Source organism: Caulobacter sp. GW821-FHT11E11, assembly GCF_058808315.1.
This window is the reverse complement of sequence record NZ_JBXARO010000003.1, coordinates 395,051-418,132: the sequence shown is the minus strand read 5'-3', so window position 1 is coordinate 418,132 and position 23,082 is coordinate 395,051. Positions and strand designations below refer to the sequence as shown.

The following is a 23,082-nucleotide window of genomic DNA, read 5'->3' as shown; positions in this document are numbered from 1 at the left end:
TCTCCTTCTCTAGGTTTGGGGAATGGCGCAGGCGCCGGTTGAGCAGTCTTCAGGGGCTTGGGATTGCAGCATGCGGGTGATCTCGGCCCCGACATTGAGGTCCGGCGCATGGCCGAACACCTGGCGGCGCAGGCGGCCCTCGGCGTCGATCAGCACCAGGGTCGGTGTGCCGCGCATGCGGTAGGCCGACATGGTCCGAGGGATCGGATCGTCGATCCCGGCGGCGTCGATGCCGACGGGGAACTGGATCCGGTACTCGTGCAGGAAGGCCTCGAGCGTCGCAGGGCTGTTGGCCTCATGGTGCTCGAAGACGCTGTGCAGACCGACCACCGCCAGGTGCTCGGCGGGGAAGGCCTCGCGCAGCCGCTGGGCCTGGGGCAACGCGTGACTGACGCAGCCGGGGCACAGCATCTGGAAGGCGTAGAGCGCGACGGCCTTGCCGCGCAGGCCTTCCAGGGTCAGGGGCTTAGGCGTGTTGAACCACTGCGTCGTCATCCAGGACGGCGCAGGGCCATTCAGCGATGGCATGGGCTTGTTCCTTAGTGAGCGTGAACCGAAGTGACCTTGCCGGGCAGGCTCAGATCACCGGAGGCCACGTCGAAGACGTCGGACACGCACAGCAGCGGCGCGTGCAGGTTGGCGTTGACCTTCAGGGCCGCGGTGACGCCGTCGAACTTGACGCCCTCGGTCGCGCCGATCACCGAGACCGGCACCTTCACCTCGACGGTGTCGGTGGCCAGGGTGGTCGGATAGGTCGGGCTGTCGATCAGCAGCGGCACGCCGGGCCAAGTGGCCGGCAGCTTGGGCTTGGCGCCTTCCGGGATATCCTTGACCTTCAGGGCGGCCGGGCCGCAGGCGGGATCCTTGGTCAGCACCACCCAGTGCGGATGCCAGACGTGGCGGTTGACGGCTCCGGCCGCGCCGTCGTCGAAGTCGGGGTGGAAGGTCACGGCCAGGGCGAGGATGCCCTGGGCGCTCTCGAAGCCGACCGTGGCGCTGTCCAGCGAGGTCGGCCAGACATAGCTGTAGACCGCGCTGCCGGCGAACTGGCCGGTGGCCTTGGGCTTCAGCTCGCCGGCCTTGCCGCGCACCTGGACCTTGAAGGACACGTCCGTGCCGTTCGAGACGATCTCGGTGCGGACGATGTCATAGGGCGCGGCAGCGGCCGGCGTGGCCGGCGCGGTGATCGCCTGGGCGGCGACACCGCCGGCGGACAGCAGCGAGAGAGCGGAGGCGGCGAGCGCCGAACGCAGCGTGGACATAGAAGCAACCCCTTGATGAGCGCGGCCTCGGCCGCCGTTGTGAAGAAGGTGGTGGTTGATTTCTGTTGCGGGACTGCCCAGTTTCGCCATGCCGCTATTCAAATTCGCATGGGACGATCGATGGACTGGGACGACCTGCGCGTATTCCTGGCGGTGGCCAAGTCGGGCAGCCTGACCCGCGCCGCGCGCGACCTGGGCCTTAGCCAGCCGACCGTCGGCCGGCGCATCGCGACGCTGGAGAAGCGCACCGGCGCGCGCCTCTTGGACCGCACCCCGACCGGCTATGTCACCACCGCCGCCGGCGCGGCGATCCTGGCCGGGCTGGAGCGGATGGAGGGCGAGGCCCTGGCCGTCGAGCGGATGATCATCGGCCACGACGCGGGCCTCTCCGGTCCCGTCCGCGTCACCGCCATCGAGTGGTTCGCCGCCCGCGTGCTGGCCCCGATCTTCGCCGACTTCACCCTCGAGCACCCCGAGGTGACCATCGAGCTGCTGACCGACGTACGGCTGTTCAGCCTGACGCGGCGCGAGGCCGACATCGCCCTGTCCTTCAGCCGCTTCGACCAGGGCGACATCTTCCAGCGCAAGGTCGCCGACGTGCCGCACGCCCTGTTCGCCTCGCCGGACTACATCGCGCGGCGCGGCACGCCCGACTGCCGGACCGGCATGGGCGGCCACGCCATCATCCAGATGGACGAGCAGCACGGCGGCCAAGTCGACGCCGAGTGGCTGGCCGGCATCGCCGTCGACGCCCACGTCGCCCTGCGCAGCAACAGCCGCGAGGCCCAGGCCCGCGCCTGCGCCGCCGGGGCCGGCGTGGCGGTGCTGCCCCGCTGCCTGGGCGAGAAGACGCCGGGCCTGGTCGAGATCGTCACCCATTCGCTGCCTCCGACCCGGACGGTGTGGCTGGGGGTGCATCGCGACGTGCGCCAAACGCCGCGCGTGCGGGCCCTGGTCGAGGCGACGGCCGAGGGCTTGAAGGCGTCCGGCTACCTCGACCAGGCGGCTTAGGGCTCAGCCCGGGATCTTGACGAAGATCCCGATGTGGGCGGCGCTGGAGACCGGATGCTGGTGCTGCGGTCCGTGGCCGGCATTGGGATAGGTCAGCAGCTGCAGCGTCGGCAGTTGGTCGTTCAGCGCGTACCAGTTCTCGATCGGGCAGATCAGGTCGTGGTCGCCGCCGATGTGCAGGATCGGGATCTTGGTGGTCTTGAGGATCTCCAGGATCGGCGGGGCCGGGAACGGGTTGGCCTTGGGCTTGTCGCCCAGGTTCTGCGCCGCCCACTGGTAGGGCACAGCGGGCGCTCGTGGACCCTTGCGAGCGGCGATGCGGTCGTGGGAGGCGCGGGCGGCCGCGCGGCTGGCCGGCGCGTTCGGCTCGAAGAACAGGATGACCTCGTCCTCGAAGTCGTTCTCGCGGGCGGCGGCCTCGTAGAACAGCGGCTCGGCCAGCTTGGCGACAGGCCCTGGCGGCGTCGTGCCGACCAGCACCAGGTGGCTGATCTTGTCCGGAAAGATCGCCAGGGCCGCCTGCGCGGCGATCCCACCCAGCGACCAGCCCAGCAGGACCACCGACTTCAGCTGCAGCGCCTCGACCAGGTCGCGGGCGTCCTTGGCCCAGTCGAACGGATTGAGGCTCTTGTCGCCCGTGGAGAAGCCCAGGCCCGTGTAGTCGAAGGTGATAACCTGGAAGCCCTGCCCCGCCAGGCTGTCCAGGAATAGCGGATCCCAATCGTCGATCGTGCCCCGGAAACGCGTGCACAGGACGATCGGCCGTCCCGTCCCCACCGCGCGATAGGCCAGGCGCCGGCCGCCGGTCGTGACGAATTTCGTCGGCGCATCGACCGACAGGCTCTTGGCCTGGGCGGCCGGGGCCAAGCCCGCGGCCAGCCCGCCGGCGACGACGGCGCCGAGCAGGCCGCGCCGGGCCATCGGGGTTTCGGACAGGGTCATGGCGTCAGCTCCGGGAAAGGGAAAGGCGGGCCAGCGCCTCGGCGACGCCCTCGCCGTACAGCGGGTCGGCCTTGGCGCAGTTGGCGATATGGCGCTTCTGGATGTCGGGCGTGGCGCCGCCCACCGAGCGGGCGGTGTTGTCGAACAGGGCCTGGCGCTGCTGGGCGTTCATCAGCCGGAACAGGTCGCCCGGCTGTTGGTAGTGGTCGTCGTCGACCCGGTGGTCCCAGTGGGCGGCCGCGCCGTCGATCGCCAGCGGCGGCTCGTTCAGCTCGGGCCGGTCCAGCCACTCGCCCCGGCTGTTGGGCCAGTAGGTCGGCGTCGCGCCCAGATTGCCGTCGGTCCGCATCGCCCCGTCGCGGTGATAGCTGTGGAACGGGCACTTGGGCGCGTTGACCGGGATGTGGTTGAAGTTGACACCCAACCGGTAGCGCTGGGCGTCGCCGTACGAGAACAGCCGCGCCTGCAGCATCTTGTCCGGCGAGAAGCCGATGCCCGGCACGATGTTGGCCGGCGTGAAGGCCGCCTGCTCGACCTCGGCGAAGACGTTGTCGGGATTGCGGTTCAGCTCCAGCACCCCGGCCTCGATCAGCGGGAACTGGCCCTTGGGCCAGACCTTGGTCAGGTCGAACGGGTTGAACTGGAAAGCCTTGGCCTGCGCCTCCGTCATCACCTGGACCGAGACGGTCCAGCGCGGGAAGTCGCCGCGCTCGATAGCCTCGAACAGGTCGCGCTGGCTGCTCTCGCGGTCCTTGCCGACAAGCGCTTCGGCCTCGCCGTCGGTCAGGTTCTCGATGCCCTGGTGGGTGCGCAGGTGGAACTTCACCCAGCTGCGCTCGCCGCCTTCGCTGATAAAGCTGAAGGTGTGACTGCCAAAGCCGTGCATGTGGCGATAGCCGCGCGGCAGGCCCCGGTCGCTCATCACGATGGTCACCTGGTGCAGGGCCTCGGGCAGCAGGGTCCAGAAGTCCCAGTTGTTCTGGCTGCTGCGCATGCCGGTGCGCGGGTCGCGCTTGACCGCGTGGTTCAGGTCCGGGAAGCGCAGCGGGTCGCGGAAGAAGAACACCGGGGTGTTGTTGCCGACGAGATCCCAATTGCCCTCCTCGGTGTAGAACTTGACCGCGAAGCCGCGGATGTCGCGCTCGGCGTCGGCCGCCCCGCGCTCGCCGGCCACGGTGGAGAACCGCAGGAACACCGGCGTCTGCTTGCCGATCTCGGAGAAGACCTTGGCCTTGGTGAAGCGGGTGATGTCGCCGGTGACCGTGAAGGTCCCGTGGGCGCCCGAGCCCTTGGCGTGCATGCGCCGCTCGGGGATCACCTCGCGGTCGAAGTGGGCCAGCTTCTCGATCAGCCAGATGTCCTGCAGCAAAGCAGGCCCGCGCGGACCGGCGGTCTCGATATTGACGTTGTCGGCGACGGGGGCGCCGTTGGCGCGAGTGAGGCGATGATCCGACACGGCCGGCTCCAGGCAATCCAAGCGAGGCCCAAAGCTTGGCGACGTCGGCGCCGGCCGGATTGAACGAACTGGGCGCGAACACCGTGCGGTTGGTGCAAGACCCGCGGAAGCTCCCGGAGCCAGGATGCCCGCGTTCGAAAAACGGGGGCTTTGATGAACTCACCCGAACCCAAGGACGACCCCACGCGTCGTGGCGTCGTCGGCGGAGGCCTCGGCATCGCCCTGCTGGCGATGACCGCGCCCCAGGCCGCGCTCGCGGCCCAAACCCAGATCCAAGGAATGAGCAAGATGAGCAGCGGCTTTGTCACCACCAAGGACGGCGTCCAGATCTACTACAAGGACTGGGGCCCCAAGACCGCCCAGCCGATCGTGTTCCACCACGGCTGGCCGCTGACGGCGGACGACTGGGACAACCAGATGATGTTCTTCTACGCCCAGGGCTTCCGGGTCATCGCCCACGACCGCCGGGGTCATGGCCGCTCGACCCAGACCGACAGCGGCAACGAGATGGACACCTACGCCGCCGACGTGATCGCCCTGGCCAAGCATCTGGACCTGAAGAACGCCGTGCATATCGGCCACTCGACCGGTGGCGGCGAAGTCGCCCGTTATGTCGCTCGCTCAGAGCCGGGCCGCGTCGGCAAGGCGGTGCTGATCGGCGCGGTGCCGCCGATCATGGTCAAGTCCGACAAAAACCCCGGCGGCCTGCCGCTGGAGGTGTTCGACAGCTTCCGCGCCGCCACCGCCGCCAACCGCGCCCAGTTCTTCTACGACGTGCCCGCCGGCCCGTTCTACGGCTACAACCGGCCCGGCGCGAAGGTCGACCAGGGCGTGATCTGGAACTGGTGGCGCCAGGGCATGATGGGCGGCATCAAGGCCCACTACGACTGCATCAAGGCCTTCTCGGAAACCGACTTCACCGAGGACCTGAAGGCGATCGGCGTGCCGACCCTGGTCATGCACGGCGACGACGACCAGATCGTGCCCTATGCCGACAGCGCGCCCCTGTCGGCCAAGCTGCTCAAGAACGGTACGCTGAAGACCTACAAGGGCCTGCCGCACGGCCTGTGCACCACGCATCCCGATGTCGTGAACCCCGACCTGCTGGCCTTCATCAAGGGCTGATCCCAATCTCTCTCAGCGCACGGCGTACGGGTTCGCCGACGCCGTGCGTGTTCTTAAGTCGAGGCCTCTCGCGCCTCGGGGAGAACACCATGCTGGGACATGTCGGGGTCGTCGAAACTGAGTCCTATCGCAGCCGGCCGGTCGAACGGCCCAGGGTCGGCGGCCTGGCGCCCTGGCGCGCCCGCCAGGTCGAGCGGTTCATCGACGAGAACCTAAGCACCGCCCTCAGCGTGGCCCGGATAGCCACCTTCTCCGGCGTCGGTCCGGGCTATTTTGGCCGGGCCTGCAAGGACACCTTCGGCCTCGCCCCGCGCGCCCTGATCACTCACAAGCGGTTGGCCCGCGCCAAGCTGTTGATGGCCACCACCGACGAGCCGCTGAACCAGATCGCCCTGGCCTGCGGCTTCGCCGACCAGTCGCATTTCACCAATCGCTTCCGCCGCCTGGAGGGCGTGACGCCCACCGTCTGGCGGCGCGGCGCCCGCGCGTCCTGAGCCTCAGTCGGTCCGGACCAGCTTCAGCCGGCCCGGACCGTCCGGCACGCCGCGCACGGGATACAGCTTGGCCAGGCTGCGGGCGAAGCGGGCGTTGTCACCAGTGCGAAACTGGCCGGTGATGCGCAGGGCCGCTACGCGCGGGTCGTCGATCACCAGCTGCAGCACCGCATAGCGATTGAGCTCGGCCACCACCTCGCCCAGCGGCTTGTCGTCGAACACCATGCGGATCTCGCGCCAGGTCTCGGCGCTGACGGTATCGACGCGCCGCACCACTTCGGGCTTGCCGGGCGCGACCAGCAGCTCCTGACCCGGCCGTAGCACGACCGCCGCCTGGGCCGGGCTGGCGCCGGCGATGTCGACGCGGACGCTGCCCTCCAGCAGGGTCACCCGTAGCCCCTCAGAGTCGCTGCGCACGTCGAAGCGAGTGCCCAGCGCCGTGACTAGCCGCCCCTCGGCCTCGACCACGAAGGGCCGTGCGGCGTCATGGGCGACGTCGAAATAGGCCTGGCCGCGCACCAGCCGCGCCCGACGCTCGCTGCGCGTATAGGCCAGGTCCAGGGCGCTGCCCGGCGCCAGGGTCGCCTTGCTGCCGTCGGGCATGGGGAACAGGCGCTGCTGGCCGGCGGTCTCGAAGTCGATGGTGTGAACCGCCGCCGGCGGCGTGGTCTGCTCGACCTTCCACGGCGCCACGGTCACCGCCAGCCCGACCGCCGCCACGGCGCAGGCGGCGGCCGCCAGCCACGGCACGACAGAACGCGGAGCCCGCAAGGCCTTGGCGCGGCGACGCGGCAGGTCCAACTCACGGTGCTCGTCGGCGAGGTCGAAGCTGGCCAGGACGTCCTGGGCGTTCAGCCAGGCCTCTCGGTGGGCGGGATCCTGGTCCAGCCAGGCGTCCAGCCGCGCGGCCTGGACCGGATCGGCCTCATTGATTTCTACCAGCAGGCGGGCGGCGGCCTGGTCCGGCGTCAGGCCCGCAAGGTCGCTGAGCATACGGTCAGTCATCGCGAGATCCTCGTATGCGCCACCAGGTGTTCAAGCGCGCGGACCATGTGCTTCTCGATGGCGCTGGTCGACAGACCCAGCCGGGTAGCCACCTCACGCACGGACAGGCCCTCGATGCGGCGCAGCAGGAAGATCGCCCGCGTGCGCTCGGGCAGGGTCGCCAGGGCCTGGGTCGCCGCGCGCAGGGTCTCGCGGGCGTCCAGCTGACAGGCGAGGTCCGCGCCCGGCCCATCGTGGCGGTCGGGGTCGAAGGGCACGTGGCGGTCGGCCCGCCGCGCCTGGCGCCGCCGGTGGCGGTCGATCCAGACGCTGGCGGCGACGCGGAAGACGTAGGCGCGGGCGTGCTCTTCCTCGGCCAGGGTCAGCTGGTCGGCGGCGCGCAGGAAAACCTCCTGCACCAGGTCCTCGACCTCGGACTCCTGACCCGGACCCAGGCGACGGCGGAAGAAGCCGGCCAGCGGCTCGGCCAAGGCGGCGGCCAGCGCCGCCCCGCGCGCCTGGGCGCGGCGGCCCCGATCGCTCGCGAGCGCGTCGTGAGGTCCCTCCATGAACTGTTCATGCTCCAGGAGCATGCGGAACTCCAGCGCCGGCCATCTACACGAACACGCGGCGGCGACGGAAATCCGTACGGTCAGTAGAGGTTTTTCTTGGCGTCCTGGTTCAGGGCGAAGTCGATGATCTTGGCCGGAACCGGCAGCTTGAACTGGTCCTTGGCGATCTGGCCCAGGGTCGGAAACGCGCCCTTGGGCAGACGCTTGTCGGGGTTCCACAGATCCGAGCGCCGCAGCGCCTTGGAGCAGTGGAAATAGACCTCGCCGATCTCGACCAGCACCACCGAGCGCGGCCGTTTGCCCTCGTGGGTGAAGCGCACCATCAGGTCCTCGCGCGTCGTCACTCGCGCCAGGCCGTTCAGCCGCAGCACCTCCTCGACGCCGGGGATGAAGAACACCAGGCCTACGCCCGGCTCGCGGACGATGTTGCCCAGGGTGTCCAGCCGGTTGTTGCCGGGCCGGTCAGGGAAGGCCAGTTCGGTGTCGCTCAGCGCGTGGACGAAGCCCGCCTCGCCGCCGCGCGGACTGACGTCGCCGCGCCCGTCGGGCCGGGTCGAGCCGATGCAGAAGAACGGCGACAGCTCCAGGAACCGGCGGCTGTGGCGGTCAAGCGTCGGCAGGGCCTTGTCGACCACCGCCTTGGCAGGCTCGGCATAGACGGTCCGCAGACCCGCCCCGTCATCGATGAAACCTGGCTCGCTCATATCCAACTCCGCTGTCGCGGGGAAGTATATGCGAATCATTCTCAACTTCAATCACCGACGCGCGTAACGACCCGGCGACAATCCGAAGGATCTCTGGAACAGGGTCGCGAAGGCGCTCAGCGACGAGAAGCCCAGGGTCTGGGCGACCTGGGTCGAAGACTGGCCCGCGCCCAGCAGGGCGGCGGCCTGGGTCATGCGCAGCTGCTGGCGCCAGGCCACGAAGCTCATGCCCGTCTCCTGGCGGAAGTTGCGGGTGAAGGTGCGGCGGCTCATGCCCGCCTCGGCGGCCCAGGCGTCGATGTCGCGGCCGTCGGCGGGATCGCGACGCAAGGCGGCGCAGACCCGCTGCAGCCGGGCGTCCTGCGGCAGCTTGGGCCCCGCCTCGGTCGACGGCGGCGCGCGGGTGATCTCGCCCAGCATCAGGCGCACGATCTCCCCTTCCCGCCCGGCCTCGTCATACAGCGGGCCGAAGGTCAGGAACTCCTCGACCAGGGCGTGGAGGAACGGGCTGATGTCCAGCACCCGCAGGCCGTCGGGCTGAGGGCTGGCGGCGGTCGTCACGTAGAGGACGTTGTAGGCGGCGGGACCCGCGCAGCTGACCTCGTGGCGCAGGCCGGCCGGGATCCAGACCCCGCGGCCCGGCGGCAACACGATCGAGGCGTCGCCCGCTCGCACAGCCGCCACGCCTTCCAGCCGGTACGAGAACTGGGCCCGGTCGTGGACATGCGGCGGGTCGTAATAGCCGGTCGGCTGGCGTCCGTAGAAGCCCACGACCGGGCGCACCGGCGGATGATCCGCGCTGCTCTGGTCGATCGGGGGCTCGGACGGTTCGGCGGACAACGGAATCCTTGAGGCGGCAGGCGATTGGATATCAGCCGCTGACCCGCACCGGCGGCAGTCGCAAACGGGTCGATATGTTCCGCGATCGGGCCAAAGCCTGACCACATCATTGCGACTGCCTCTCAATAACGTTAGGCCGCCCGGAAATCAAAGTTTTGGTGGCTTCAAGGGGTGTCAAGCGTGAAGACGGCGGGCGTCGTACGCGGAAAGAGCAACGGCTGGGACGTGACGGCGCGCGTGGTGCTGGCCATTCCCGGCGCATACGCCGTCATGGCCGCCTGCACGATGCTGATCGCCCGCATCATCCCCGCCGCGCGGTTGGACGCCACCCTGTGGGCCACGATCGCTGCGTTCGGCATCTATGCCGCCCTGGTGGTCTGGGTGTTCGCCGCGTCCAGCGCATTGCGAGCGGGCTTGGTCCTGCTGGCCATCGGCGCGCTCGCCGGCTTCGGGGCCTGGCTCGCATGAAACAGGGCTTCCGACAATCGCAGGCGGGGCTGCACACCTGGTCGGGCCTGCTGGTCGGCTGGGTGCTGTACCTGATCTTCCTGAACGGCACGGTCAGCTACTGGCGCGAGGAGATCACGCGCTGGGCCCAGCCCGAGTTGGCCGCCACCCAGAACCTGGAAACCGTCGCGCGCGGCGCCATCACGCATCTGCAGGCCACCGCCCCCAAGGCCGCCTCGTGGCAGATCACCCTGCCCGACGATCGCGCCAGCGGCGCGACAACCACCTACAAAGAAAAAGGCAAGAAGCCGATCCTGCGCGGCGACGACCCGACCGCCACCCTGATCGGCCCGGACGGCAAGCCGACCACCGCCCGTGAGACCGAGGGCGGCGACTTCTTCTACCGGCTGCATTTCGACCTGCGGTACATGCCGGTGATCTGGGGCCGCTGGGTCGTCGGCTTCTGCTCGATGTTCATGCTGGTGGCGATCGTCAGTGGCGTGATCACCCACAAGAAGATCTTCGCCGACTTCTTCACCTTCCGGCCCGGCAAGGGGCAGCGCAGCTGGCTGGACGGCCACAACGCCCTGGCGGTGCTGGCCCTGCCGTTCCACGCCATGATCACCTACACGGGCCTCGTCACCCTGATGGTGATCTACGTGCCGTGGGGCGTGACCGCCAACTACCCCACCAAGACCGCCTACTACGCCGAGAGCATCCCGCGCACCAAGGCCCCCAAGACCAAGGGCGAGGCCGCGCCGCTGACCGACATCGGGCCGATCCTGGCCACAGCCGCCGCGACCTGGGACGGTGGCAAGCCCGGCCTCATCCGGATCGATAGTCCCAACGACAAGGCCGCCCGCATCGTCCTGACCCGCCGCGCCTCGGACAAGCTGGTCGACGGCCGCTGGGAGATCGTTTTCGACGGGGTGACGGGCAAGGTCCGCAGCAGCGTAGCGCCGACCTCGGCCGGCATGATCACTCGCGGCGGCATGATCGGCCTGCACGCCGGCCGCTTCGCGCCGATGACCCTGCGCTGGCTGTTCTTTCTGTCGGGCGTGGCGGGCACGGCCATGGTCGCCACGGGCCTGGCGCTGTGGATCGCCAAGCGCCGCGCCAAGCTGGGCGCCAAGTTCCACTTCGGCTTCTGGCTGGTCGAACGGCTGAACGTCGGGACCGTCGCGGGCCTGCCGCTGGCCATGACCGGCTTCCTATGGGCCAACCGCCTGCTGCCCACCGGCATGGCCCATCGCGCCGACTGGGAAGTCCACGCCATGTTCCTGACCTGGGCCGCCACGCTGGTCCACGCCTTCGTCCGTCCGCCGCAGCGCGCCTGGATCGAGCAGCTGAGCCTGACGGGCGTGGCCCTGCTGCTGCTGCCGATCTTCGACCAGGCCGCCACCGCGCGCGGGCTGATCGACAGCCTGAAGGCCGGCGATGGCTCGCTGATCGGCATGGAGCTGGGCCTGCTGGTCCTGGGCGCGAGCTTCCTGGCCATCGCCTGGCGCACCGCCCGCTCGCAGGCCAAGCGCCGCGCCAAGGAAGCCGCCCCCGCCAAACTGGCCGAGGCGCGCGGATGACCCTGCTGGTTCTGCTCCTCAGCCTCGCCGGCTTCGCGACCCTGGCCTTGGCCATGGACCGCCACCATCACGCCCGCACCGGCGCCCGGCCCGCCAAATCGCGCAAGCGTCTCCTGCAATTGGCCGGAAGCCTGGCCCTGATCCTCAGCTTCGCGGCGGGCGTCGCCGCCTGGGGATGGGCCTACGGACCGATTTACTGGCTGGGCTTCCTGACCGCGGGCGCCGCGCCGGTGCTGCTGGCCCTGACCTACGCACCGCCGCGCCGAAAACCCTGAAACTCCTGACTTTCTTGCACCTTTCGAACCAAAGGACACCCAAGCCTTGCCCGCTCGCACCGCCCTCCTCGCCAGCGCCGCCCTTCTGGCGCTCACCTCAGCCGCCCAAGCCCAGACGACCGAAGACACCACCGTCGACAGCGTGCTGGTGACCGGCCGCACCGAGGGCTACCAGGTCAAGGGCACCAACACCGCGACCAAGCTGCCACTGACCCTGCGCGAGACGCCCCAGTCCCTGACGGTCTTCACCCGCCAGCGGATCGAGGATTTCAACCTGATCACCGTAACCGAGGTCTTCGCCCAGACCCCGGGCGTCAACGTCCAGCAGTACGATTCCAACCGCGTGCTGTTCAACGCGCGCGGCTTCGCCATCACCAACTTCCAGTTCGACGGCGTGCCGACCCAGTACACCACCGGCGCCGGCGGCAATTCGGTGCTGAGCGACACCTCGATCTACGAGCGCATCGAGGTGGTGCGCGGGGCCACCGGCCTGGTCAGCGGCGCGGGCGATCCGTCGGCGACGATCAACATGGTGCGCAAGCGCCCGACCGAGGACTTCCGCGCCTCGACCAGCCTGTCGGCCGGCTCGTGGGACTATCGCCGGGCCGAGGTCGACGTCTCGGGCCCGCTGGTCAAGAGCGGCCGCATCCGCGCCCGCGTGGTCGGGGCCTATACCGACCGCGAGTCCTATGTCCGCTTCCAGCACGACAAGTCGCCCAGCCTGTACGGCGTGGTCGAGGCCGACCTAACCGACAGCACCCGCTTGCGGATCGGCGCCGACTACCTGCGCACGGACTCGCAGGGCGGGGCCTGGAGCGCCGCGCCGCTGTTCTTCCGTGATGGGACGAAGGCCGAGCTGCCCCGCTCGTACAGCGCCGGCGCCAGGTGGAACCGCTGGGAGCGCGAGAGCCGCAACCTGTTCGGGGTGCTGGAGCATGATTTCGGCGGCGGCTGGGTCGGCCGCCTGGCCTACAACAACCGCTCGACCGATACCGAGAGCCTGCTGCTGGCCGGCTCCAACAGCGGCGGCTTCGCCGACAAGACCACCGGCTTGGGGCTGACCATCTCCGACACCTACACGGTCAGCGAGACGCGCGAGCAGTCGTTCGACGCCTATGCCTCGGGTCCGTTCCAGGCGTTCGGCCGCCAGCACGAGTTGGTCGTCGGCGGCAATTTCTTCAGCCGCGACCTGCGCACGATCAACGCCGGCATCACCAGCCGCCCGTACAACGTCGCCGCCTTCCCCAGCATCTTCAGCTGGAACGGCGACATCGGCCTGCCGGGCGTGTCCAACACCGGCAAGCCGCGCAGCATCGCCAACACCACCGAGGCTGGACTCTACGCCGCCCTGCGCCTGAACCCGACCGACCGTCTGAAGGTGATCACCGGCGCGCGCTTCAGCGACTGGGACGTCCAGACCGACAACTTCAGCGCCACGACCGGGAACTTCGTCAACACCACCGGCCGCTATGGCGAGACCCGCATCGCACCGTATCTGGGCGTGCTGTACGACCTGACCGGAAACCTGACCGCCTTCGTCAGCTATGCCGACGTCTTCCAGCCGCAGAACCTGAAGACCAAGGACTTCGAGCAGATCGCCCCCAAGGTCGGCGGCAACTGGGAATACGGCCTCAAGGCCGAGTTCTTCGACAAGCGCCTCTACGCCTCGCTGAACGGCTTCTACATGAGCCAAGACAACGTCGCGGAAATCGACCCGACCGTGCCGCTGAACAGCCTGCCGGACGGCACGACGGCCTATCGCGCGGTCAGCGGCGTCAAGACCCAGGGCGCCGAGATCGAGGTGTCGGGCTCGATCACCAAGGCCTGGAGCGTGACCGGCGGCTACACCTACACCTTCAACGAGGACGCCAAGGGCGCCCGCGTGTTCACGGTCAATCCGCTGCACATGCTGAAGCTGAACTCGACCTACAAGCTGGGTCGCTGGACGCTGGGCGGCGGCATGAGCTGGCAGACCAAGGTCTATCAGAACATGAACGCCCCCACGGGCCGCTTCACCGCCGCCGGCGCGCCGATCCTGGCCGCTACGCGGGTGACCCAAGGCGGCTACTTCCTGGCCGACGCCCTGGTCCGCTACGCCATCACCGACAAGATCAGCGCGGGCGTCAACGTCACCAACCTGCTCGACGAGAAGTACTATCGCAACGTCGGCTACTTCAACGGCGGCTACTGGGGCGAGCCGCGCCGGGTGCTGTTCAACGTCCGTGCCCGCTACTAGGTCGGATACCACATAAAGATATCTTTATGTCTTTATTGACTCGCCGCCTCGGCGGAGCCACGATGATTGGGTCGTGGTTCCCTGGGGCGTTCGCGTGCTGGGGCTAAGATGGGAATTCGGTTTGAAGCCGGAGCTGCCCCCGCAACTGTAAGCGGCGAGCTGTTGTCCACCATGTGTCACTGACACGCCGAGCTGGTTCGGTGGCGTGTCGGGAAGGCCCGGACAGCGGCGGTGACCCGTGAGCCAGGAGACCTGCCTCGACAGATAACGTCCTCCGGCGGGGTGTCCGGTCTGGTCGCATGCCAAGGCGCGACCGGTCCCCCGTGCGCGCCCGACCGCGCGCGCCCTGATCAGCCTCGCCATAACACCGGCAGAGGCTTTTCGAAATGACCGTCACCGTCGCCACCCTTGGCTTTCCCCGCATCGGCCCCAAGCGGGAATTGAAGACCGCGCTCGAGCGCTACTGGTCGGGCAAGAGCGAGCAGCACGCCCTGCTCGACGTCGCCGCCGACCTGCGCGCCAAGACTTGGGCCCGCCAGGTCGCCCTGGGCGCGGACCATGTCCCGTCCAACGACTTCTCGTTCTACGACCAGGTGCTGGACACCAGCGCCCTGGTGGGCGCGATCCCGGCGCTCTACGGCTGGATCGGTGGTCCGGTGTCGCTGGAAACCTACTTCGCCATGGCGCGCGGTAGCCAGGGCGTCGAGCTCGCGCCCTGCGGTCACGACCATGGCCAGAAGACCGGCGTCCCGGCGCAGGAAATGACCAAGTGGTTCGACACCAACTACCACTACCTGGCCCCCGAAGTGTCGCGCGGCCAGGCCTTCGCTCTCTCGTCTACCAAGCCGGTCGACGAGTTCCTGGAGGCCAAGGCGCAAGGGATCCACACCCGCCCCGTCCTGCTGGGCCCGCTCACTTTCCTCAAGCTGGCCAAGACCAAGGACGAAGGCTTCTCGCCCCTGTCGCTGCTGTCGGGCCTGCTGCCGGTCTATGCCGAAGTGTTGAAGCAACTGGCCGGCGCCGGCGCCGACTGGGTGCAGATCGACGAGCCCTGCCTGGCGCTCGACCTCACCGAGTTCGAACGCGGCGAGCTGCGCCGGGCCTATGGCGCCCTGACCCACGCCGCGCCCGGCCTGCGCCTGATGCTGACCAGCTATTTCGGCGGCTACGGCGCGAACCTGGCCACCGCCGTGAACCTGCCGGTCGACGGCGTGCACCTGGACCTGGTCCGCGCGCCCGAGGAACTGGAGACCGCCCTCGCCGCCAGCCGTGAGAGCCTCGTTTTGTCGCTGGGCGTGATCGACGGCCGCAACGTCTGGCGCGCCGACCTGCCCAAGCTGCTGGACCGCCTCGAGCCCGTCGTCGCCCGGCGCGGCGCCGACCGCATCGTGCTGGCCCCGTCGTGCTCGCTGCTGCACACGCCGATCGATCTGTCGCTGGAGACCGCACTGGATCCCGAGGTCCGCCAATGGCTGGCCTTCGCCGTGCAGAAGATCGAGGAGCTGGCCGTCCTGGCCAAGGCCCTGAACCACGGCCGGGCCAGCGTGGCCGCCGAGCTCGAGGCCAGCGCCCAGGCCGCCCGGGCTCGCCGCACCTCGCCGAAGATCCACAACGCCGCCGTCGCCGCGCGCCTGGGCGCCACGACCGAGGCCATGGCCAGGCGCCACGCCGCCTTTAACCGTCGTCGCGAGCAGCAGTTGCCCCTGCCCGCCTTCCCGACCACCACGATCGGCTCGTTCCCGCAGACCGAGGAAGTCCGCAAGGCCCGCTCGGCCCACGGCAAGGGCGAGCTGAGTGACGCGGCCTACGAGGCCTTCCTGCGGGAAGAGACCGAGCGCGCCATCCGCTGGCAGGAAGGGGCCGGCCTCGACGTGCTTGTGCACGGCGAGTTCGAGCGCAACGACATGGTCCAGTACTTCGGCGAGCAGCTGTCGGGCTTTGCCTTCACCAAGAGCGCCTGGGTGCAGTCGTACGGCTCGCGCTGTGTGCGCCCGCCGATCCTGTTCGGCGACGTCTCGCGGCCCAAGCCAATGACGGTGGCGTGGTGGCAATATGCCCAGTCCCTGACCGATCGTCCGGTGAAGGGCATGCTGACCGGGCCGGTGACGATCCTGAACTGGTCATTTGTCCGCGACGACGTCCCGCGCCAGCTGGCCTGCCGCCAGATCGCCCTGGCCATCCGCGACGAGGTCGTCGACCTGGAAACCGCCGGCGCCAAGATCATCCAGATCGACGAGGCCGCCCTGCGTGAGGGCCTGCCCCTGCGCCGCGCCGACTGGGACGCCTATCTGGACTGGGCCGTCGAGTGCTTCCGCCTGACCGCCTCGGGCGTGGCCGACGCCACCCAGATCCACACCCACATGTGCTACTCGGAGTTCAACGACATCATCGCCGCCATCGGGGCGATGGACGCCGACGTGATCTCGATCGAGACGGCGCGCTCGAAGATGGAGCTCTTGGACGCCTTCGCCGGCTACGCCTATCCGGCCGAGATCGGGCCGGGCGTCTACGACATCCACTCCCCGCGCGTGCCGTCAGTCGACGAGATGGCGCAGCTGCTGACCGCCGCCCAGGCGCGGCTGTCGACCGGGCAGCTGTGGGTCAATCCCGACTGCGGCCTGAAGACCCGCAAGTGGCCCGAGACCAAGGCGGCCGTGGCCAACATGGTCGAAGCGGCTAGGCGCGCCCGTTCGGCCTAACGCGCGAACGGAAACGGCGACAGGGACTTGCTGGTCTCCTCGACCAGCAAGGTCCTGTTGATCGGTGCGGCGGCCCGCTGGGGACAGGCGGCCCGTTCGCAGATCCGGCACGAGGGGCCGATCTCGACGGTGATGGGATTGACCATGTCCATGCCCCGCGCGTGGACCAGCTTGCCCGCATATTTCAGGTCGCAGCCCAGGCCGATGACCAGCTCGTCCTCCAGCCCGGAATGCAGGCCCGAGACCCGGCGCACCGTGCGCGACAGGGTGAAGTAGCGCTCGCTGTCGGGGGTTTCGATCACCTGGGTGACGATGCGGCCCGGCGTCTTGAAGCTGTCGTGGACGTTCCAGCGCGGACAGGCGCCGCCGAAGCGCGAGAACGGGAACGGCCCGGCGGCGAAGCGCTTGGAGATGTTCCCCGCCGCGTCCAGCCGCATCATGAAGAACGGCACGCCGCGCGAGCCCGAGCGGCCCAGGGTGGTCAGGCGCTGAGCCGCTTGTTCGTAGCTGACGCCGAAGCGCGGCCGCACCCGCTCGATGTCGTAACCGCTGGCCTCCATGGCGCTGAGGAACGGCTCGTACGGCATCATGATCGCCGCGGCCAGGTAGCCGTCCAGGAACACCTTGAGCAGCTGGCGGGTGGCGCGGTCGGGGGCCTTGAAGCGGTCGGTCAGGTCCGACAGCACCTCGCCGCCCTCCATCAAACCGAGCTGGTAGCACATGCCGAAGATGCGGCTGGCCGGGGCCAGGGTCTCGGACAGCATCAGGCGCTTGCGGTGATGGTCGTAGCGGCGCAGCGAACCGGTCATCACCTCGACCGGCATGATCCGGGTCTGGACGCTGAACTTGCTCTGCAGGCGCTCACGCACGGCGGGACCCAGGTCCTGCGGGTCGGCCTTCAGCTGGGCGACGATCTTCTCGGCCAGGGTCTCCAGCTCAGCGAAGTGGTTGCGCTGGGCGCCGACCAGGTCGCGAACCCAGTCGGTCGGCGACTGCTCCGAGATCGGCCCCGCGCCGTCCGGCCGTTCGAAGGCGCCCAGGTCGATCAGCCGGCCGCGATCCAGATAGGCGCGATAGAGGCGGCTGACGGCCTCGGCCAGGCCCGGCGACAGCTCGGCGACTTCGGCGGCCTCGTGCCGGCCAATGCCCAGATCGGCGAACATCTTGTCGGCGAGCACCTCTTCCAGCCCCGCGCCACCGCCGGGATCGTCGGCCGACAGGCTGCGCAGGTCGAGGTCATAAGCGTCGGCCAGGCGCAGCAAGAGCTGGGCGGTGACCGGCCGCTGATTGCGCTCCAGCAGGTTCAGGTAGCTGGCCGAGACCCCCAGCTCCTCAGCCATGCGGGCCTGGGTCACGCCCAGGTCGCGCCGCAGCCGCTTGAGCCGCCCTCCTAGAAACAGCTTCTTTTCCTGCTTTTTGTCGAGCGTCGCCATTCAGTCAACTTGTCACGACTTTACAAGAATTACAAAGTCGATCTTTGACAAATTGCCTTCAATAGGTTCGACCCATCCCGCAGCGCAGCGTTAGCTCACCAGGACGAGTTTTCCTTGGCCCGCAAAGGCGCAACGCCCCGGGCCCCGTAGTGGGATCGAACGACCATGACGCAGCGCAAGACCTATGCCGACCACCGCGACGCCCTGCTGGCGCGCTATCCGAACGGCGTCGCGCCGGGTGGTGTGGACATCGACGACATCATCCAGCTGAAGCTGCAGAACACCTTCCCCACCCACCTGGATATCGCCCGCGCCATGGCGCCGGTCATGCGCGCCGACATGGCCGCCTACGACGCCGATAGCTCCAAGTTCACCCAGTCGCTGGGCTGCTGGTCGGGCTTCCACGCCCAACAGATGATCAAGTCGGTCAAGCGCCTGCGCGGCACGACCAAGGGCGCGTATGTCTACCTGTCGGGCTGGATGGTCGCCGGCCTGCGCAACCGCTTCGGCCACCTGCCCGACCAGTCGATGCATGAGAAGACCTCGGTCGTCGACCTGATCCAGGAGATCTATGTCTCGCTGCGCCAGGCCGATGAAGTCGGGATCAACGACCTCTTCAAGACCCTGAAGGCCGCCCGCGACGCCGGCGACCAGGTCGCCGAGCAGGCCGCGATCAAGGCGATCGACAACTTCGAGACCCACGTCGTGCCGATCATCGCCGACATCGACGCAGGCTTCGGCAACGAGCACGCGACCTATCTGCTGGCCAAGGAGATGATCAAGGCCGGCGCCTGCTGCCTGCAGATCGAGAACCAGGTTTCGGACGCCAAGCAGTGCGGCCACCAGGACGGCAAGGTCACCGTGCCGCGCGAGGACTTCATCGAGAAGCTGCGCGCCTGCCGCCTGGCCTTCGAGGAACTGGGCGTCGACGAGGGCGTCATCGTCGCTCGCACCGACAGCCTGGGCGCGGGCCTGACCCAGAAGATCCCGGTCAGCGCTGGCGAAGGCGACCTGGCCGCCGACTACATCAAGTGGCTGAAGACCGAGGCCATCACGCCCGAGAACCCGCTGAAGGACGGCGAGCTGGCGATCATGAAGGACGGCGCCTTCCACAAGCCCGTGCGCATGCCCAACGGCCTGTTCGCCTTCCAGGACGGCACCGGCCGCCAGCGCGTCATTGAGGACTGCATCGCCAACCTGACCCAAGGCGGCGCCGACCTCCTCTGGATCGAGACCGACACCCCGAACGTCGACGAGATCGCCTCGATGGTGGCCGAGGTCCGCAAGGTCGTGCCGAACGCCAAGCTGACCTACAACAACTCGCCGTCGTTCAACTGGACGCTCAATCTGCGCAAGCAGGTCCGCGACCAGTGGATCGCCGAGGGCAAGATCCACAAGGACAGCTATCCGGAAGGCAATTCGCTGATGTCGGCCGAGTACGACAAGAGCGACCTGGGCCGCGAGGCCGACGAACGCCTGGCCCGCTTCCAGGTCGACATCGCCGCCCGCGCCGGGGTGTTCCACAACCTGATCACCCTGCCGACCTTCCACCTCACCGCCAAGAGCGTCGACGAACTGTCGCGCGGCTACTTCGGCGAGGAGCGCATGCAGGCCTATGTCAACACGGTGCAGCGCGAGGAAATCCGCCGCGGCGTGTCGGCCGTGAAGCACCAGCACGAGGTCGGCTCGGATCTCGGCGACACCTTCAAGGAGATGGTCGCCGGCGAGCGCGCCCTGAAGGCCGGCGGCCACGCCAACACCATGAACCAGTTCGCGGCCGAATAGCCGCCATCCCTAGCAGAAGAGGACCATGACCATGACCGCCTTCGCCCCCGCCGCCATGCCCGACACCGACGCCCAGAAGCGCGCGGTGGACCGGGTCGCCGAGGCCGCCCACCGCCTCAACGACGCCGTGCAGCGCGCCATCGCCGCCGGCTACTCGGTGGAACTGGTGCGCACCTCGCGCCACCACGACGGAACGGGTAACTGGGGCGACCAGATCGTCCCCACCGTCCGTGAAAAGGGCGCCGAGAAGAGCGCCTAACTAACGATAACCGACCAGAGTCCTGAAGACGGCTCCCCGGGTTCCGGGGAGCCGATCCCACCGCCACGGAAAGCTTCCCATGCCGCTCGACATCGCCGCCAACATCCAGGTCACCGGTCCGGTCGAAGGCCGAGCTGCGGAAGTACTCACCCCCGAGGCCCTGGACTTCGTCGCCGACCTGCACCGCCGCTTCGACGCCCGTCGCCGCGAGCTGCTGCAGGCCCGCCAGGCGCGGCAGGCCCGCTTCGACGCCGGCGAGCTGCCCGACTTCCTGACCGAGACCGCCCACGTCCGCGCCGCCGACTGGAGCGTCGTGCCCGTCCCCGCCGACCTGCTGGACCGCCGCGTCGAGATCACCGGCCCCGTCGATCGCAAGATGATCATCAACGCCCTGAACTGCGGGGCCAAGGTGTTCATGGCCGACTTCGAGGACGCCACCGCCCCGACCTGGGCCAATGTCGTCGAGGGCCAGGTCAATCTGAAGGACCGCTGGCAGGGCGAGCTGACCCACGTCGACGCCAAGTCCGGCAAGTCGTACGCCATGGGACCGACCCCGGCGGTGCTGAAGATCCGCCCGCGCGGCTGGCACCTGATGGAGCGCCATCTGGAGGTCGACGGCCAGGCCGTGGCCGGCGCGCTGTTCGACTTCGGCCTCTATGCCTTCCACAACGCCAAGGCGACGCTGGAGCAAGGCTCGGGCCCGTACTTCTACCTACCCAAGCTGGAGAGCCATCTCGAGGCCCGGCTCTGGAACGACGTCTTCGTCCGCGCCCAGGAGGCCCTCGGCCTGCCCGTCGGCACGATCAAGGCCACGGTGCTGATCGAGACCATCCCCGCCGCCTTCGAGATGGACGAGATCCTGTTCGAGCTGAAGGACCACATCGTCGGCCTCAACTGCGGCCGCTGGGACTACATCTTCTCGTTCATCAAGCGCCTGGGCCGCACGCCGGCCTTCCTGACCCCGGACCGTTCGGCCATGGTCATGGGCAAGGCCTTCCTGGGCGCCTATTCGCTGAAGCTGATCCAGACCTGCCACCGCCGCGGCGCCTTCGCCATGGGCGGCATGGCGGCCCAGATCCCGGTCAAGGGCGACGACGCCGCCAACCAGGCCGCCTTCGCCAAGGTCAAGGCCGACAAGGAACGCGAGGCTGGGGCCGGCCACGACGGCACCTGGGTCGCCCACCCCGACCTGGTGCCGGTGGCCATGGAGGTCTTCAACCGCCTGATGCCGACCGCCAACCAGCGCGACAAGACCCTGGAAGGCCTCGACATCACCGCCGCCCAGATGCTGGAGCTGCACGAAGGCGGCCGCACCGAGGCCGGCGTGCGCGAGAACATTCGTGTGGGTGTCCGCTACACCCAGGCCTGGCTGGAAGGCCGGGGCGCCGTGCCGCTCTACAACCTGATGGAAGACGCCGCGACGGCCGAGATCTGCCGCACGCAGCTCTGGCAATGGATCCGTCTGGGCGCCGAGCTGGACGACGGCCGGGTGCTGACCTCGGAGCTGTTCGTCAGCCTGTTCACCCAGGAGATGGCCGACCTGCGCCGCGACTTCGGCTCGCCGCGCCTGGAAGGCGCCGCCGAACTCTTCACCCGCATGGTGCTGTCCGACAGCCTGGAAGAGTTCCTGACCCTGCCGGCCTACGAACTGCTCTGACCGAGAGAGCCGGCCAAGAGAGCAGAGGGGGCGAGACACAACACCAAAAACCATCCGCCCCGAAGGCCCCGCCCCCCCCAGCGCGCCGGGGTCTTTGTCGTTGAGGCTCTTGCCATTATCGGGCGCGGCGTCCGATAGCCGGTGGGCCATGACCGCTACCCAAGACGCTCCCGCCCCGCTCCTGAAGGAGATCTTCGACCGCGCCCGCCTGCGCCACCTGGCGGACGAGACGCGCGCGGTCTATCCGGCCTTCGACGCCGCTAGGTTCCTGGAGCTGGCCAGCCACGACCTGGATGCCCTGTCGATCATGCAGCGGCTAAGGCAGATCGCGCAGGCCTATGGCGAGATTCTGCCGAAGGACTTCCACGCGGCGGTCGAGATCCTCCGCGCCCTGATCCCGCGTATCAATCATCGCTTCGTCACGCTGGTGCCACCAGAGTTCGTGGCCCTGTACGGCCTCGATCACTTCGAGACCTCGATGGCGGCGCTGAAGACCTTCACGGCCTACGGCAGCGCGGAGTTCGCCATCCGGCCGTTCCTGCGTCGGGACCTGACGCGGACGCTGGAGGTGATGGAGACCTGGACTCGCGATCCCGACGAGCACGTCCGCCGCCTGGCCAGCGAGGGTTCGCGCCCTCGCCTGCCCTGGTCCTTCCGCCTCGACGCGCTGGTCCAGGACCCGACCCCGGCCCTGCCGATCCTCGACGCCCTGAAGACCGACGACAGCGCCTATGTCCGCAAGTCGGCAGCCAACCACCTCAACGACATCACCAAAGACCATCCGGACAGGGTGCTGGACCACCTGAAGACCTGGCCCCTGGACGACAAGCGCAGCGCCTGGATCGCCAAGCACGCCCTGCGCGGCCTGATCAAGCAGGGCGATCCCCGCGCCTTGGCCGTGATCGGCGCGACCGAGGGCGCGGACGTCCAGGCCGAGCACTTCACGATCCAGCCCGCCGCCATCCGGCTGGGCGAGGCGATCGCGCTCTCGACGCGCCTGGCCGAGACCGGCGGCCGCGCCCAGACCCTGGTCGTCGACTATGCGATCACCTACCCCAAGGCCAGCGGCCGCGCCTCGCGCAAGGTCTTCAAGTGGAAGGGCGTCCAGATCGCCGCCGGCCAGCGCCTGGATCTCTCCGTGCGCCAGACCATCAAGGACTTCACCACCCGCAAGCACGCGCCCGGCCGGCATGAGGTCGAGCTGCTGGTCAACGGCCAAGTGGTGGCGCGAGCGGCGTTCGACCTGTCGATCTAGGGCATCACGTGAGCCGGCAGCGCCAGCAGCCCCGGGGCGCCTCCTTTGGCGATTTGCTCAGTATAG

At 68.7% G+C, this 23,082-nt stretch carries 21 protein-coding genes and 1 riboswitch; of the genes, 12 read left to right on the top strand and 9 right to left on the bottom strand.

Translation table 11 applies throughout. The annotated features are described in order from the left end of the window. Nucleotides 1–9 precede the first annotated feature (9 nt). A complete protein-coding gene (locus AC1RR5_RS09200) occupies nt 10–528 on the bottom strand; it encodes a redoxin domain-containing protein (RefSeq protein WP_492921029.1) in 519 nt (172 codons plus the stop codon). A gap of 11 nt (nt 529–539) precedes the next feature. Further along, nucleotides 540–1,262: a hypothetical protein gene (locus tag AC1RR5_RS09195; protein WP_492921027.1), complete on the bottom strand. Its 723-nt coding sequence runs from the start codon at nt 1,260–1,262 to the stop codon at nt 540–542. 120 nt (nt 1,263–1,382) lie between these two features. Between AC1RR5_RS09195 and AC1RR5_RS09190 the strand changes: the two genes are divergently transcribed. After that, nucleotides 1,383–2,273, top strand: coding sequence for a LysR family transcriptional regulator (locus tag AC1RR5_RS09190; RefSeq protein WP_492921025.1), 891 nt, complete (start codon nt 1,383–1,385; stop codon nt 2,271–2,273). Nucleotides 2,274–2,276: 3 nt separating this feature from the next. On the opposite strand, the gene AC1RR5_RS09185 is transcribed toward AC1RR5_RS09190, so the two are convergent. Together AC1RR5_RS09185 and AC1RR5_RS09180 are read right to left on the bottom strand one after the other, a co-directional pair. Further along, nucleotides 2,277–3,215 (bottom strand): alpha/beta fold hydrolase, encoded by a 939-nt coding sequence (locus AC1RR5_RS09185; RefSeq protein ID WP_492921023.1) that lies wholly within the window; start codon nt 3,213–3,215, stop codon nt 2,277–2,279. 4 nt (nt 3,216–3,219) lie between these two features. Continuing rightward, entirely contained in the window at nt 3,220–4,671 is a 1,452-nt protein-coding gene (locus tag AC1RR5_RS09180) for a catalase (RefSeq protein WP_492921021.1), read from the bottom strand. A gap of 288 nt (nt 4,672–4,959) precedes the next feature. On the opposite strand from AC1RR5_RS09180, the gene AC1RR5_RS09175 reads away from it, so the two are divergent. Both AC1RR5_RS09175 and AC1RR5_RS09170 read left to right on the top strand, forming a co-directional pair. Next, entirely contained in the window at nt 4,960–5,796 is an 837-nt protein-coding gene (locus tag AC1RR5_RS09175; RefSeq protein WP_492921334.1) for an alpha/beta fold hydrolase, read from the top strand. 89 nt (nt 5,797–5,885) lie between these two features. After that, the gene (locus AC1RR5_RS09170; protein ID WP_492921019.1) at nt 5,886–6,290 is read left to right on the top strand and encodes a helix-turn-helix domain-containing protein; all 405 of its coding nucleotides are present in this window, start codon (nt 5,886–5,888) and stop codon (nt 6,288–6,290) included. A 3-nt stretch (nt 6,291–6,293) separates the two neighbouring features. Here the strand turns inward: AC1RR5_RS09170 and AC1RR5_RS09165 are convergent, their stop codons facing one another. From AC1RR5_RS09165 to AC1RR5_RS09150, 4 genes are read right to left on the bottom strand one after another with little or no spacing between them, the layout of a single operon-like run. Continuing rightward, nucleotides 6,294–7,295: a FecR family protein gene (locus AC1RR5_RS09165; RefSeq protein ID WP_492921018.1), complete on the bottom strand. Its 1,002-nt coding sequence runs from the start codon at nt 7,293–7,295 to the stop codon at nt 6,294–6,296. Next, a complete protein-coding gene (locus AC1RR5_RS09160; protein WP_492921017.1) occupies nt 7,292–7,867 on the bottom strand; it encodes an RNA polymerase sigma factor in 576 nt (191 codons plus the stop codon). The genes AC1RR5_RS09165 and AC1RR5_RS09160 overlap by 4 nt, the downstream gene beginning before the upstream one ends. Nucleotides 7,868–7,926: 59 nt before the next feature. Beyond that, nucleotides 7,927–8,550: a pyridoxamine 5'-phosphate oxidase family protein gene (locus AC1RR5_RS09155; protein WP_492921015.1), complete on the bottom strand. Its 624-nt coding sequence runs from the start codon at nt 8,548–8,550 to the stop codon at nt 7,927–7,929. Nucleotides 8,551–8,601: 51 nt separating this feature from the next. Beyond that, nucleotides 8,602–9,390, bottom strand: a complete 789-nt coding sequence (locus AC1RR5_RS09150) for a helix-turn-helix transcriptional regulator (RefSeq protein ID WP_492921014.1) — start codon at nt 9,388–9,390, stop codon at nt 8,602–8,604. A 180-nt stretch (nt 9,391–9,570) separates the two neighbouring features. Between AC1RR5_RS09150 and AC1RR5_RS09145 the strand changes: the two genes are divergently transcribed. The 5 genes from AC1RR5_RS09145 (at nt 9,571) to metE (ending at nt 16,627) form a co-directional block, all read left to right on the top strand. Next, on the top strand, nt 9,571–9,858 hold the full coding sequence (locus tag AC1RR5_RS09145; protein WP_492921013.1) for a hypothetical protein: 288 nt from the start codon (nt 9,571–9,573) through the stop codon (nt 9,856–9,858). Beyond that, the gene (locus tag AC1RR5_RS09140) at nt 9,855–11,417 is read left to right on the top strand and encodes a PepSY-associated TM helix domain-containing protein (protein ID WP_492921012.1); all 1,563 of its coding nucleotides are present in this window, start codon (nt 9,855–9,857) and stop codon (nt 11,415–11,417) included. Before AC1RR5_RS09145 ends, AC1RR5_RS09140 begins: the two co-directional genes overlap by 4 nt. After that, on the top strand, nt 11,414–11,692 hold the full coding sequence (locus tag AC1RR5_RS09135; protein WP_492921010.1) for a DUF3325 domain-containing protein: 279 nt from the start codon (nt 11,414–11,416) through the stop codon (nt 11,690–11,692). The genes AC1RR5_RS09140 and AC1RR5_RS09135 overlap by 4 nt, the downstream gene beginning before the upstream one ends. A gap of 46 nt (nt 11,693–11,738) precedes the next feature. Then, entirely contained in the window at nt 11,739–13,928 is a 2,190-nt protein-coding gene (locus AC1RR5_RS09130; protein WP_492921008.1) for a TonB-dependent siderophore receptor, read from the top strand. Between the two features lie 57 nt (nt 13,929–13,985). Next, nucleotides 13,986–14,202, top strand: a riboswitch (cobalamin riboswitch). A gap of 112 nt (nt 14,203–14,314) precedes the next feature. Next, a complete protein-coding gene (metE, locus tag AC1RR5_RS09125) occupies nt 14,315–16,627 on the top strand; it encodes a 5-methyltetrahydropteroyltriglutamate--homocysteine S-methyltransferase (protein WP_492921007.1) in 2,313 nt (770 codons plus the stop codon). Here the strand turns inward: metE and AC1RR5_RS09120 are convergent. Next, entirely contained in the window at nt 16,624–18,060 is a 1,437-nt protein-coding gene (locus AC1RR5_RS09120; protein ID WP_492921006.1) for a helix-turn-helix domain-containing protein, read from the bottom strand. The genes metE and AC1RR5_RS09120 overlap by 4 nt on opposite strands. Nucleotides 18,061–18,225: 165 nt before the next feature. Between AC1RR5_RS09120 and AC1RR5_RS09115 the strand changes: the two genes are divergently transcribed. The 4 genes from AC1RR5_RS09115 to AC1RR5_RS09100 all read left to right on the top strand — a co-directional run bounded on the left by AC1RR5_RS09115 (nt 18,226) and on the right by AC1RR5_RS09100 (nt 23,016). Next, nucleotides 18,226–19,845: an isocitrate lyase gene (locus AC1RR5_RS09115; protein ID WP_492921004.1), complete on the top strand. Its 1,620-nt coding sequence runs from the start codon at nt 18,226–18,228 to the stop codon at nt 19,843–19,845. A gap of 31 nt (nt 19,846–19,876) precedes the next feature. After that, complete coding sequence (locus AC1RR5_RS09110; RefSeq protein ID WP_454717421.1) at nt 19,877–20,104, top strand: hypothetical protein; 228 nt, start codon at nt 19,877–19,879, stop codon at nt 20,102–20,104. Between the two features lie 79 nt (nt 20,105–20,183). Then, nucleotides 20,184–21,761, top strand: a complete 1,578-nt coding sequence (gene aceB / locus AC1RR5_RS09105) for a malate synthase A (RefSeq protein ID WP_492921003.1) — start codon at nt 20,184–20,186, stop codon at nt 21,759–21,761. A gap of 148 nt (nt 21,762–21,909) precedes the next feature. Beyond that, entirely contained in the window at nt 21,910–23,016 is a 1,107-nt protein-coding gene (locus tag AC1RR5_RS09100) for a DNA alkylation repair protein (RefSeq protein ID WP_492921001.1), read from the top strand. The last annotated feature ends 66 nt before the right edge of the window (nt 23,017–23,082 follow it).

Coding starts and splice junctions, on each gene's coding strand:
- AC1RR5_RS09200 (WP_492921029.1), bottom strand. CDS start 528: ATGCCATCGCTGAATGGCCCTGCGCCGTCCTGGATGACGACGCAGTGG.
- AC1RR5_RS09195 (WP_492921027.1), bottom strand. CDS start 1,262: ATGTCCACGCTGCGTTCGGCGCTCGCCGCCTCCGCTCTCTCGCTGCTG.
- AC1RR5_RS09190 (WP_492921025.1), top strand. CDS start 1,383: ATGGACTGGGACGACCTGCGCGTATTCCTGGCGGTGGCCAAGTCGGGC.
- AC1RR5_RS09185 (WP_492921023.1), bottom strand. CDS start 3,215: ATGACCCTGTCCGAAACCCCGATGGCCCGGCGCGGCCTGCTCGGCGCC.
- AC1RR5_RS09175 (WP_492921334.1), top strand. CDS start 4,960: ATGAGCAGCGGCTTTGTCACCACCAAGGACGGCGTCCAGATCTACTAC.
- AC1RR5_RS09170 (WP_492921019.1), top strand. CDS start 5,886: ATGCTGGGACATGTCGGGGTCGTCGAAACTGAGTCCTATCGCAGCCGG.
- AC1RR5_RS09165 (WP_492921018.1), bottom strand. CDS start 7,295: ATGACTGACCGTATGCTCAGCGACCTTGCGGGCCTGACGCCGGACCAG.
- AC1RR5_RS09160 (WP_492921017.1), bottom strand. CDS start 7,867: ATGCTCCTGGAGCATGAACAGTTCATGGAGGGACCTCACGACGCGCTC.
- AC1RR5_RS09155 (WP_492921015.1), bottom strand. CDS start 8,550: ATGAGCGAGCCAGGTTTCATCGATGACGGGGCGGGTCTGCGGACCGTC.
- AC1RR5_RS09140 (WP_492921012.1), top strand. CDS start 9,855: ATGAAACAGGGCTTCCGACAATCGCAGGCGGGGCTGCACACCTGGTCG.
- AC1RR5_RS09135 (WP_492921010.1), top strand. CDS start 11,414: ATGACCCTGCTGGTTCTGCTCCTCAGCCTCGCCGGCTTCGCGACCCTG.
- metE (WP_492921007.1), top strand. CDS start 14,315: ATGACCGTCACCGTCGCCACCCTTGGCTTTCCCCGCATCGGCCCCAAG.
- AC1RR5_RS09120 (WP_492921006.1), bottom strand. CDS start 18,060: ATGGCGACGCTCGACAAAAAGCAGGAAAAGAAGCTGTTTCTAGGAGGG.
- AC1RR5_RS09115 (WP_492921004.1), top strand. CDS start 18,226: ATGACGCAGCGCAAGACCTATGCCGACCACCGCGACGCCCTGCTGGCG.
- AC1RR5_RS09110 (WP_454717421.1), top strand. CDS start 19,877: ATGACCGCCTTCGCCCCCGCCGCCATGCCCGACACCGACGCCCAGAAG.
- aceB (WP_492921003.1), top strand. CDS start 20,184: ATGCCGCTCGACATCGCCGCCAACATCCAGGTCACCGGTCCGGTCGAA.
- AC1RR5_RS09100 (WP_492921001.1), top strand. CDS start 21,910: ATGACCGCTACCCAAGACGCTCCCGCCCCGCTCCTGAAGGAGATCTTC.